The organism is Vibrio sp. V12_P9A6T4, from assembly GCF_963874835.1.
Classification (GTDB): Bacteria; Pseudomonadota; Gammaproteobacteria; order Enterobacterales; family Vibrionaceae; genus Vibrio; species Vibrio anguillarum.
In genome coordinates this window covers 1-11,709 of record NZ_CAWNJO010000030.1, presented here as the reverse complement: position 1 = coordinate 11,709, position 11,709 = coordinate 1, and the positions used below count along the sequence as shown (strand labels likewise).

General features: G+C 44.1%; 9 protein-coding genes. 5 read left to right on the top strand and 4 right to left on the bottom strand.

The window, feature by feature from the left end:
- The first annotated feature begins 73 nt into the window (after positions 1 to 73).
- The gene (locus AACQ42_RS01455; protein ID WP_017043629.1) at positions 74 to 1,957 is read left to right on the top strand and encodes a methyl-accepting chemotaxis protein; all 1,884 of its coding nucleotides are present in this window, start codon (positions 74 to 76) and stop codon (positions 1,955 to 1,957) included.
- Positions 1,958 to 2,080: 123 nt separating this feature from the next.
- On the opposite strand, the gene AACQ42_RS01450 is transcribed toward AACQ42_RS01455, so the two are convergent.
- The 4 genes from AACQ42_RS01450 to AACQ42_RS01435 form a co-directional block, all read right to left on the bottom strand.
- Positions 2,081 to 2,800 carry a 3'-5' exonuclease gene (locus AACQ42_RS01450; RefSeq protein WP_069571721.1) on the bottom strand — a complete coding sequence of 240 codons (720 nt, stop codon included), beginning with the start codon at positions 2,798 to 2,800 and terminating at the stop codon, positions 2,081 to 2,083.
- Between the two features lie 5 nt (positions 2,801 to 2,805).
- Positions 2,806 to 4,695: a DUF294 nucleotidyltransferase-like domain-containing protein gene (locus tag AACQ42_RS01445; protein WP_094164991.1), complete on the bottom strand. Its 1,890-nt coding sequence runs from the start codon at positions 4,693 to 4,695 to the stop codon at positions 2,806 to 2,808.
- 269 nt (positions 4,696 to 4,964) lie between these two features.
- The gene (locus AACQ42_RS01440) at positions 4,965 to 6,155 is read right to left on the bottom strand and encodes an amino acid aminotransferase (protein WP_088717991.1); all 1,191 of its coding nucleotides are present in this window, start codon (positions 6,153 to 6,155) and stop codon (positions 4,965 to 4,967) included.
- A 291-nt stretch (positions 6,156 to 6,446) separates the two neighbouring features.
- Positions 6,447 to 7,901, bottom strand: coding sequence for an HD domain-containing phosphohydrolase (locus AACQ42_RS01435; protein ID WP_094164989.1), 1,455 nt, complete (start codon positions 7,899 to 7,901; stop codon positions 6,447 to 6,449).
- A gap of 432 nt (positions 7,902 to 8,333) precedes the next feature.
- Here AACQ42_RS01435 and AACQ42_RS01430 point away from each other — a divergent pair, with 432 nt between their 5' ends.
- The 4 genes from AACQ42_RS01430 to AACQ42_RS01415 form a co-directional block, all read left to right on the top strand.
- The gene (locus AACQ42_RS01430) at positions 8,334 to 9,506 is read left to right on the top strand and encodes a methyl-accepting chemotaxis protein (protein WP_088732503.1); all 1,173 of its coding nucleotides are present in this window, start codon (positions 8,334 to 8,336) and stop codon (positions 9,504 to 9,506) included.
- 17 nt (positions 9,507 to 9,523) lie between these two features.
- On the top strand, positions 9,524 to 9,907 hold the full coding sequence (locus AACQ42_RS01425; protein ID WP_013856759.1) for a response regulator: 384 nt from the start codon (positions 9,524 to 9,526) through the stop codon (positions 9,905 to 9,907).
- Between the two features lie 9 nt (positions 9,908 to 9,916).
- Positions 9,917 to 10,228, top strand: a complete 312-nt coding sequence (locus AACQ42_RS01420) for an STAS domain-containing protein (RefSeq protein WP_013856760.1) — start codon at positions 9,917 to 9,919, stop codon at positions 10,226 to 10,228.
- Between the two features lie 41 nt (positions 10,229 to 10,269).
- Positions 10,270 to 11,709, top strand: a 1,440-nt coding sequence (locus tag AACQ42_RS01415; protein WP_254918556.1) for a chemotaxis protein CheA, incomplete at its 3' end; no start/stop codon positions are given.

Below are 11,709 nucleotides of genomic sequence, written 5' to 3'. Positions count from 1 at the left end.
TATATTTCGTGCATCTTGTGTTAAATCTGGTTAATATTCGCCTCCGTTCCTGTATCTAACATTCTGCAAACCAATGAAATTAACCTTAAAGCAAAAGCTAATCGGTGCCAGTCTTTCTGCCGTCGTCGTTATGGCGAGCGCGTTGACTTGGCTAGCCGCTGATCAACTCTTTGAACAAACTCGAAATGGCGTATATTCGCGGGCAGAAAGCTTGTCAGCTGCCGCTGCGAAAGGCATTTCGGACTGGATTGTGGTCCGTAAAGAGATCTCAACCGCTTTTAATGACTACACCGCTCAAGATGATGTCGTTCCTTTCTTACAGCAAGCTCGCAAAGCGGGTGGCTTTGATGATATTTTCTTTGGTACACCGCAAGGTGAGATGTATCGTTCACACCCTGAGCGTAACCGTGCTGACTATGATCCTCGCCAACGTCCTTGGTATAAAGATGCCGTTTCAGCGAATAAACAAATTATCACCACCGCTTATAAAGACGCGATCACCAATGCACTGTTGGTGACAATTGCAGATCCTGTGCGTCGCAATGGGCAATTTGTCGGCGTCGTTGGTGCCGATGTGTTAATCGATCAGTTGATCCAAGATGTCATCAGTTTAGATGCGGGCAAAAATGCCTACGCGATGTTGATTGATGCGCAAGATGGAACCTTTTTAGCGCATCCAGATAAAAATTTCTTATTAAAACCAGTGTCGTCATTGTCGAAGACGTTGACGATGAACATGATAGAGCAAGCAGTGGCTTCAGGTACCGTTGAAGACGCGTCATTACAAGGTGTTGATAAACTATTTTACTTCGCCAAAGTGCCGCAAACCGATTGGATCTTTGCTATCCAAATGGATCGTGCAACGGAAGAAGCAGCGCATACATCCTTGCTCATTGACCTAATTGTGACTGCACTTGTGATTACTATCGCTGTGATTGTGATCGTCTCTTGGTTAGTGAGCTTTTTGTTTAGAGATCTTAGCCGAGTATCCAAAGCCTTAGAGGAAATTGCTTCCGGAGACGGTGATTTAACTCAACGTCTTGAACCAAGAAGTGATGATGAAGTTGGGCAATTAGCACAAAACTTTAATACCTTTGTCGGTAATATGCACACCATGGTTTCTAAACTCAGCTTTGTTTCTGCTGCGTTGTCTGAACAGTCAAAACAGACGGCCGCTCAAGCCAAAGAGCGTAGTGCGCGTATCCGTTTACAACAAGATGAAATTAATATGGTGGCTACGGCCATCAATGAAATGGCCGCAGCTACACAAGAGATTGCCGGTAACGCAGATCATACCGCTCAAAACTCTGGCGAAGCGGTAACGGCTTGCGTACATGGTTCGAATCAAGTTTCACAAACACAAGGTTCGATTCAAAATCTGGCTCAAGAAGTTCAAGTGGCCACTGATGTTATCCTTGAGCTGGAAGCACACGGTAAACACATCAATACGATTCTGGCGACTATTCAAAACATAGCAGAGCAAACTAACCTGCTAGCATTGAATGCGGCGATTGAAGCGGCGCGTGCTGGTGAGCAAGGTCGTGGCTTTGCGGTGGTTGCCGATGAAGTTCGTGTGCTTAGTCAACGTACACATGCTTCGACAAAAGAAATTCAGCAGATGATCGAAACGTTGCAATCAACGACGGGTAAAGCGGTTGGCATTATGGGTGATAGCCGTATGCTTGCTGGAACCAGCGTAGATGATGCGAACGCCGCTGCAGCAAGTTTGATGCAAATTCATAATTCAGTTGAGCGCATCAGTGACATGGCGACGCAAATTGCCTCGGCCGCTGAAGAGCAAGCTTCTGTGACGTCGGAAATTACTCGTAATACGGAAGGGATCCGCGATGTTTCTAACGATCTTGCACAAGAAGCGCATGAAGCAGCCGCACAAGCATCACAACTTTCTGAGCTTTCGCATCAGTTAGAAAATGAAATTCGTCGCTTTAAGCTGTAAGTTCTAAGCGTAAAAGCCGAGATGTGATTAAAAAGAGGAACCTAACATGGGTTCCTCTTTTTTTGCTCGTGTCGAGCACGGTACTAAACCTTGAAAGAATCCCTTGAAAGGATAATCAAAAAGTTATAGCCACAACGTTCGGACACTTTGCTGCCGATCAAAATGATGAGCGATTTGTGCTTGGAATAATTCCGCGGTGGCAATAGCATCAACTAAAGCGTGGTGTGGGGTGTACGCTGGTAGCCCATAACGCGCTCGCGCTTGCCCTAAACGCACTGATTGTGGTTTTTGCCCTTTTAACTGGTTCCATAAACCTCCATGTAACCGTTGTTGAATTTCCGTTTCCAATTGCAAAGTATCGATCACAGGGAACTCAATGCCTTCACCCAATCGCACTTTTAATGCTTGATTGAGAAAGCTACGTTCAATATGACGGTAATGGACTACAACAATTTTTCCAGATAAGGCCTTCAGTATTGACTCCTGCACTTCTGCCAAATCTGGCGCATCTAAAATATCGTTGTGTGTGATGCCATGGATAACCACCGAATCCTCTTTTAACGCTTGGCGTGGCCGAACTATCCAATGTTTAGAGCGGTTGAGATAGATACGGTTTAAGGTAAAAGGCACCAAGCCAATGGTGATAATGTCATCATGCTGCGCACTTAAACCCGTTGTTTCCAAATCTAAAGCGACAAACTCTATTTCATCGATTGGCGTGCTACCCTTAGCAATCGGCCTTGAATAAAAATCTTTGAGTAACGGATGGTTAACCAACGACTGCTTATTGGCATATTTTGCTACCCAATCGATGCTCGGTTTTTGAAACCATTGTTTAATCATCACTCTCACTTAAAGTTATTGCTGGCTTGATAACGGAATTTTAAGAAATTTTGCGCATTGCTTAGGATTTGAAACGCATCTTTTAAGTTGCGTCTTTCAAAATCGGATAGGTTTTCTGGCTCGATATTGTTATCTGGCTCTATTTCTTGTTCAACGTCAGTCGCTTGGTGGCGAATGCGTACCATAGCGATAAACTCCATTGCATCACGCAGATCTTGCGCCCGTCCTTTGGGTAGAATTCCGGCTTCAATGATGTCATCTAAACGTTCAAACGAGTTGGTAGAACGTGAACCGACAGCCAATGCATGCACACGGATTAAATCCGCTAACGGTGCCGTGCCGCGACGTTTTAAATTGATGGTGTTATTGTGTCGTCCATCTTTTTCCATCACAAAGTCTTTGAAAAACCCCAATGGTGGCGTGCGGTTCAGTGCATTTCGTGCAAGGCATGCAAGAAATCGATTATTTTTGCGTGCTCGCCGTACAATAAACCCATTCAGTTGTTCTGCCCATTTGGTCCTGCCACACACTCCGTATAAGTCAAAAAAGATGGATGCATTCAATAGCGCCTTAGGGTTAGGGTTATCTATCCAATCGGCAAAGCAGGCTTCCCATTCTTTACGAGTCATACGCCACATCGGGTTGCTGGCCATAATGTCCCCCGTACAGTAGCTGTAACCGCATTGATCTAAGCTGTCGCAGACAAATTTGGCGAACGCTTCGAAATAAGCACCATGTTGTGTTTCTTCATAGCTATCGTCCAAAATTAAAGCGTTATCTTGGTCCGTGACAATTAACTGTTCGTCACGGCCCATAGAACCCAAGGCTAAAAAGCAGTATGGAATAGGCGGTGAGCCTAGTAATTCTTCAGCAAGTTCAATGATTCTTTGTTTAAAGCTACGGCCAATCACTGACATCGCCGTGCCGATCATATGTGAGTTTGCATCTTCATTGACTAAACGAACAAAACTGTCTTTGACTTGGTGCGACAGTGTGGCTAACTCTTCAACGCTTTGTTGCTGGAAGATGCGACTGACGAGCAGCAATGAGTTTTGTGATTCGTAGCGAACAATGTCGGTCGCTTCAATGATACCGATCGGCTTTTTTTCTTTGAGTATAGGAAGATGATGAACATTGTACCGAAGCATTTTCAGCATGGCCTCATAGACATAAGCATTATGATCTAATGAGATAACCTCCGTTGTCATCACTTCCGTGACGAGGTGATTAGGATCGATGCCAACGGCTAATACACGCGTGCAGAGATCTCGGTCAGTCAGGATGCCGATTACCGGGCTGTTATCGTCGTCACTCTCTTGCAAAATATCAGGGTCAATCACCAGCAGTGAAGAGATACTCTCTTCCGCCATCTTGATCGCCGCATGTTGAATGGTTTCTGTTTTGTAAACGAAAGGGGCTTCTCGGCTGAGTAAGGTTCGCACTTTCGAGGTGGTGAGATCATTCTGCTCTGTTTTATTCAGTACGGCTTGGCGAAGGCGCGCGTTATCTTGCACTTCAACGAAATCAGCAAAGGAATCATAGTTGTCATATAAATCCTGAAACCTTGCCTCTGGAATACAATAAACCAGCGTATCTTCAATCGCTGTGACCGGAAAACGAACACGGTTATTGGTCAATAGCCCCATTTGACCAAATAAACCGCCTTCGGTTAGGCGGTTGTATAATTCGCCTTTGCGACGGTACACCTCGACGACGCCGCTGCGGATCAAATACAAGTCCTGGATATGATCACCAAAATGAATGATGGGTGTACCTTGTCGAAAATAGGAGATTTCTACGCTCTGCGTCACTTCGATCAGTGTTTCTTCAGGTAGTTCATTGAACGGTGGATACTGAGCAAGGAAGTTCTTGATTTCAATTAATTCTGCTTCCATGGAGGCTTCCTTGTGTTTCGGAGTTCATATTGTGGGATTCTGACGTCGTGAGCCAGCTAAACGATGTAACTGGTCAAAGGGATCCGGTTACATCGGTGGCATTGGACATAGGATTCAGAGAGTTATAGTACATGAAAAGAACGTGCTTTGCAGGCAAGAGGGGAAAGTGTACGCGCTTTGAGGTGAATCAAGTGTCATTTCAGTGAATTGAAGATAAAAAAATAGCCGACAAGTGGCGGCTATTGTTGTCTATTTCTTATCATTATCGATTATAGAACCGCTGCAATACCTTTGCACAGTGGGCCCATATTCGATTTCGTCATGCCTGCCACACTGATACGGCCGGAACCGACGATGTAAATTGCCAATTCATCTTTCAGACGAGCAACTTGTTCCTTGTTCAAACCAGAAAAAGAGAACATGCCATTTTGACGTTCAATAAAGCTAAAATCAGCCTTCACACCTTCTGCTTTTAGGGTGGTAACAAACAGCTCACGCATCTCTTGAATACGTTCACGCATTTCCGTCACTTCGTTTTCCCATTCTGCGCGTAGTTCGGCGTTGTTGAGGATATAAGTAACGACCGCAGCACCGTGCGCTGGTGGATTTGAATAAATGGAACGAATGATCGCTTTGATTTGTGAGAAAGCTGTTTCAGCGACATCTGTTGAGCCAGCAACGATGGTAAACGCACCCACGCGCTCATTGTACAAACCGAAGTTTTTAGAGAATGAGCTCGCTACTAAGATCTCTTTATTGTATTTCGCAAAAGTACGTAGGCCCTGTGCGTCTTCTTCAACACCTTTCGCAAAACCTTGATAAGCAAAGTCAAACAGAGGAAGAAGCCCTTTATCAGCGACTAATTTTGCTAACGTTTCCCACTCTTTATCGGTTGGATCAATGCCAGTTGGGTTGTGGCAGCACCCGTGTAGAAGAACAATATCACCCGCTTGAGCTTGCTCAAGATCGGTAAGCATCGCTGCGAAATCTTTATCTTTCGTTTCGGCATTGTAGTACGAATACTGCGTGGTTTCTAAACCAGCCGCATTAAAAACACCGTGATGGTTTGCCCATGTTGGGTTGCTGATCCACACTTTCACGTCGCCGATTTGACGCTTAATAAATTCACCAGCTACACGCAGTGCACCAGTACCACCCGGCGCTTGCGCCGTTTTTGCGAGCTTTTGCGTCACAATCTCAGATTCATCGCCAAACAGCAGTTTTTGTACCGCGAGCCCATATTCAGCAGTACCTTCAATGGTGAGATAAGATTTGGTCTTTTCAGACTCAAGCAACGCCGCTTCCGCTTTCTTTACTGTCGCAAGAACAGGTGTTTCACCTGCTTCATTTTTGTAGATACCAACACCGAGGTTAATTTTTTCAGTGCGAGGATCTTTTTTAAACTCTTCGGTTAAACCAAGAATAGGGTCAGCCGGAGCTGCGACAACTTTTTCAAACATAATCATCATCCATGTAAAGTGTTAGAAGGGATTTTAGAAACATAAAATTAAGGTATTTATACCTTTATGAAATATCCGTTACAACACACAAAACAGAAAAACTGAAAATAATTTGTGTTGGCTAAGAATCATGAACAAAAAGGCGATTTTTTTAAAAAAACTCTATCATCCACCGTTTTCAGGCGGGGAGATTAAATAGGTTTTACTTTGAGAAGTAGTCAGCTCAACGGCAAAATTCATCATCAAATACGATATTTTGCCATTGAGCGGAGGAGTTACTGTAATAAGAGATTAATGTTTATCCTGATGGCGAGCGGCAATGGCGACAAATTGTTGTTCAACGCTCAAAAAAGCCTCTACGACTTGTGGGTCAAAATGTGTCGCTTCGCCCTGTAGAATGATGGTTTTTGCTTCATCATGAGAAAACGCGGGTTTGTAAACGCGCTTTGAGATGAGCGCATCATATACATCAGCCAGTGCCATTAAACGGCCTGAGAGTGGAATCTCTTCCCCTTTGAGTTGTTTTGGATAGCCCGAACCATCCCATTTTTCATGGTGAGTGAGGGCGATTTCTTTCGCGATTGCTAAAAAGGAACTTGTGCCAAGGTGCTGCTCGGCAATCGACAGCGCTTGTGCGCCGATCTCAGGGTGCCCCTTCATAATAGTGAACTCATCATCGGTGAGCTTGCCGGGTTTCAGTAGGACGGCATCAGGGATACCGACTTTGCCAACGTCGTGTAATGGGGCTGATTTGTAGAGTAAATCAATGTAAGTGGGTGTTAATAAAGGCTGATATTTCGGTTTTTGGCTTAGATATTGCGCGAGTACTTTGACATATTCTTGAGTACGTAAAATATGAGCGCCAGTTTCATTATCGCGAGATTCAGCTAAAGCGGCTAGGCTGACGATGGCGACATCACGCGTGGTTTTCACTTCATCCTGTGAGTTTTGTAGGCTATCCAACATTTGATTGGTCAACCAAGCCACAGAGCCTAACTCGTTATTTTCAAAAATCGGTAAGCGTTGTGCTATATCACCTTGAGTCACTTGGCATAGCGAATTCTCTTGAGCGTGCAATATTTGCCTCATCAGCTTTCCCCACTGCCAGAGGATAGCGATTACATAACCGCCCAAAACCAAAGAAACATAAATAAACTCTTTAATAATACTTATCTTGCCATGCCCATTGATTAAACTGGCAGGGTTATGTTCAAGCCAAAAAAGATCTTTCACCGCGACCATCGTGAGTGTGGCTGTCAGAGTGATGATCATCAGCATCATTAACCCGATCATCTGCTTAACAATCGAATGCCTTTCACCTTGGAGTTGTTGACGATTCAATTGTACTGCGTGCTGGCGATATTGGGCTCGTTTAGCGATGAGTTGTAATAAGCTTCCGGTAAAGAAACCAAACAGTGTTAAACCAAACAGGACTTTTACGTTGCTATCGATGGTGAATTGATAGTGCTGATTGTAATAAAGAGCGAGTGGAATACTGACAAGAAAAAACAAAACACTATCGAACTTCGCATACTGTTCTGTTTTTGCCCAATGATGGTGAATAAAGACATATCGACGCATTACCCATGCACAAAATACACTAATCGTGACATGAGTGGTGATTTCTAATGCGCTTAAACTGGACAACATCGGACAGATTCGTCCGCCATAGGTGGCAAATAGCAGCGCAGCTAAGAGGTAGAGCAGTGCGGTGAGTTGGCTGTTGTTTCGCTTGGTATTATTCATGAATTTGATTTCATTACAGTATGTGATGCTTAAGTTTAGGTGATTAAATTCGTTCAATGTTGTGTTTTCGTGATTAACCGATGTGCGGAGGATCAGAAAAGCGATGGATTCTAGTGATGTATTTCTAGGAAAGATAGCTAAATTAAATGAAGCCCATGTGATCCGATCAGTGCGTCATGTTATGAGAACAGAGGAGAGGGCCCAATGACGTTACTCAGCCGAACTTAACGAAAGTCAATCGTTACTCTGACTGATAAGAGTGGACTGTTTAAAATTACCTAACACAACAAAAGTAAAATTACATCTACCGACTACATTGCAGATTCCTCCAAGCTTTCCTATCTTTAGTTATGAGCTCTAGGCGTTGCATAACAACTTCTTACATAACGTCATAGCTTTCGTCAGTGTTTTATGGCTAAAGGATAATAAATCATGCTCCTCATTAGGCTGGTACGTGTTTACGTGCCCTTAGTGCTATTGTCGATAGTTGCTCTTATGCCGCAGCCAACACATTTTGGTGTTTGGGCTCTATTATTTGTTACTTTTGCTAGTGTTAGCTATGCAATTTGGAATTACGAATCCTTCATTTCCCAAGTCAAAGCTCAAAAAAAGACGATTGAACACCTTTCTCAAACACAAGAGATCCAACTGGATGGATATCATTCTTTAGAGCCTCTCTTTGCTCAATCTCTGCCAGTGTGGTCTCGTCATATTGATTTAGCCAATGTGCAACTTACCGATTCTGTTACTCAACTGAGCCAGCAATTTGGTGATCTTGTCACGCAGCTTTCACAAGCACTTTCCTTCTCGCAAGGCTCAACCTTAAAAGATGATCGTAATTTAATGAGCGAAATTGAGCGTTGTCGAGCGATGCTTTCTAAAGCGGTTGATGAGCTTAGAGAAAGCCAAAAGACAAGAGAGCATATGCTTGATGAAATGCGCAGCCTTGATCAATACACAGTCGATTTAAAAAAAATGGCAACCGATGTGGTGGGCATTGCTGAAAAAACCAACTTATTAGCACTTAATGCTGCCATTGAGTCAGCCAGAGCGGGAGAGGCCGGTCGAGGTTTTGCAGTGGTGGCCGATGAAGTGCGAAACCTCTCACAGCGTTCAAGGGAGATCGCTAGCAGCATGACGGAGAAAGTGAACGTTGTCAGTGATGCGATTAATACTACATTTAAGACGGCTGAAATGGCTATTGCGGCTGAGAGTGAACAAATGGAACAAACCGAGCAGCGTATCGATTATGTCATTAACCACTTCCAAGATATGGCACAAACCTTACAGCAACAGTCTGAGCGGTTAAAAGAAGATGCATTTTCGGTGAAGGAAACAATCAGTAGTGTGATTGTGAAATTGCAATTTCAAGACCGAGTAAGCCAAATATTAGAGCAAATCAGCACCAATCTCAAAGAACTCAGTGACTCATTAGAGCTGCTCAAACAAGACAGCAATCATGCGATCGCAGGCGAATTATCCCCGCAAAAATGGCTGGAAAAAATGACCAAGAATTACACCATGATAGAACAACATGAAAGCCACAAAGGCAAGGTTACTGAGGTGAAAAGCAAGGTGACTAGCACGGACATTACTTTCTTTTGAGAACCGTAAATGAATAAATGAGGAACTCTGTGATGAACAAAACGGTACTTGTTGTAGATGATTCGGCTTCAATTCGGCAGGTTGTGAGTATGACCTTAAAAGGAGCCGGCTATCAGACGATCGAAGCTCATGATGGTAAAGATGCATTATCCAAATTGGCCGGGAATCGTGTTCATTTGGTCATCAGCGACGTAAATATGCCGAATATGGATGGCATTACCTTACTTAAAGAGCTGAAGCAAAGGCCAGACACAAAATTTACGCCAGTGATTATGCTTACAACTGAATCTGAGGCATCGAAGAAAGAACAGGGTCGTGCTGCGGGTGCGAAAGCTTGGGTTGTAAAACCCTTTGCACCTGAACAGATGCTTGCTGCCGTAGCAAAACTGATCCAAGCCTAAGGGGGGATTATGCTGACTCCACACCAAACCGATGAGCAATTAATGTTAAAACTTGACGGTGAACTGACGATTTATGAGGCTCGAAATTTGTTTGAGCAGCTGACCCCTTTTGTGTCTCATAGCGAGAAGATCGCCATTGAACTTTCCCAAGTCACTGCTCTGGACAGCAGTTGCGTACAAGTATTGATGGCATTTAAAAAAGCAAGAATAGAACAGGGATGTGAACTGATTCATCACAGTGAAGTCGTGGTGGATGTGCTGGGTAAACTGGGGCTAGTGGGATGGTTTCATGACCCTATCGTTCTTTCGAGTTCACAATAAGACAAAGTGACAAGCTAATGACGAAGCCCCAGGGAGATACTATGGACGAAATGATGGCTGCGGCGCTCCAAACTTATTTTAATGAGAGTAGGGAGTTGCTTGAAGGGATGGAATCTGACCTTCTTGAACTGGATAGCGGGAATCTTGATGGCTTAAATGAGCGATTAAACGCAATTTTCCGAGCAGCGCATACTGTAAAAGGCTCAGCAGGGATATTTAACTTAAATGAGATCGTTCGTTTTACTCATAAAGTAGAAAGCTTGCTTGATTTATTGCGCTCAGAACAACTTAAGTTGCATGAAAAGCATATTTCCTTGTTGCTTGAGTGCCGCGATCACATGGTGAGCTTGATTGATGATGCTCAAGCGGGGCAAGAGTCATCAGAAGATGACGTTACCGGACAGCGCTTAGGAGCCCGATTGTCTGAGTTTTTAGGTCAATCTGAACCAGAAAGTCATTCACCAACCACGGAATCTGAACCTGATCACACCGCACTCGACAATTTCTGCTGGCATATCTCTTTAACTTTCCCGCTTCATGCATTCCAAGATGGTATGGATCCGCTCTCTTTTCTTTCTTATTTAACTACGCTGGGAGAGGTTATTTATATCGAGGCTGTCGACCGAAAATTACCTGATTGGCACAACTTTGATCCGGAATGTTGTTATTTGGGTTTTGAACTGCGTTTCTATTCGCCGGCATCTAAACAACAAATCGAAGACGTGTTTGAATTCATTCGTGAAGAAGGTGACGTTCGCATCTTTCCACCCAGTGCCAAAGTGGGTGACTTCATTGATCACATTCAATCAATGCCCGATGAAAATTATAGAATTGGCGAAATATTAGTTCGTTGTGGCGCGCTCACTGAGACTGAATTGAAGCGTGCATTGCAGCAACAAAATGAGCGGCGAGAAGCGAGTTCGGACGCGATACCCATAGGCGAAATTATCACTCAGGCTGATGCTCAATTAGCACCCGTACTCAATGCGGCGGTCGATAAACAAAGTAAAGCCCGAGAGGCGCTAACCAAAGAGCAAAAAAGCTTGCGAGTGGATGCTGAAAAGTTAGATACCTTAATTAATTTAGTCGGGGAATTGGTCACCGCAGGTGCCGGCAGTGCATTACAGGCGGAGCTAATTGGCGAAAATGTAATGATTGAATCTGTTGCACGGCTCAATGGCCTTCTCGAAGAAGTCAGAGACGCGGCACTACAGCTTAGAATGGTGGCTATCGGTGCGACATTTGCCCGTTTTCAACGCGTTGTTCGTGATATGGCGAAGGAGCTAAACAAAAGTATTCATCTTACGATTACCGGTGCGGATACCGAATTAGATAAATCAGTGATTGAAAAAATTGGCGATCCTTTAATGCATTTAGTGCGCAATGCGATTGACCACGGCATTGAAACAGAGGAAGAGCGTGTCGCAAATGGTAAACCTTCTCACGGCACCATCACGCTCAATGCTTACCATGACTCAGGA

Coding starts and splice junctions, on each gene's coding strand:
- AACQ42_RS01455 (WP_017043629.1), top strand. CDS start 74: ATGAAATTAACCTTAAAGCAAAAGCTAATCGGTGCCAGTCTTTCTGCC.
- AACQ42_RS01450 (WP_069571721.1), bottom strand. CDS start 2,800: ATGATTAAACAATGGTTTCAAAAACCGAGCATCGATTGGGTAGCAAAA.
- AACQ42_RS01445 (WP_094164991.1), bottom strand. CDS start 4,695: ATGGAAGCAGAATTAATTGAAATCAAGAACTTCCTTGCTCAGTATCCA.
- AACQ42_RS01440 (WP_088717991.1), bottom strand. CDS start 6,155: ATGTTTGAAAAAGTTGTCGCAGCTCCGGCTGACCCTATTCTTGGTTTA.
- AACQ42_RS01435 (WP_094164989.1), bottom strand. CDS start 7,901: ATGAATAATACCAAGCGAAACAACAGCCAACTCACCGCACTGCTCTAC.
- AACQ42_RS01430 (WP_088732503.1), top strand. CDS start 8,334: ATGCTCCTCATTAGGCTGGTACGTGTTTACGTGCCCTTAGTGCTATTG.
- AACQ42_RS01425 (WP_013856759.1), top strand. CDS start 9,524: ATGAGGAACTCTGTGATGAACAAAACGGTACTTGTTGTAGATGATTCG.
- AACQ42_RS01420 (WP_013856760.1), top strand. CDS start 9,917: ATGCTGACTCCACACCAAACCGATGAGCAATTAATGTTAAAACTTGAC.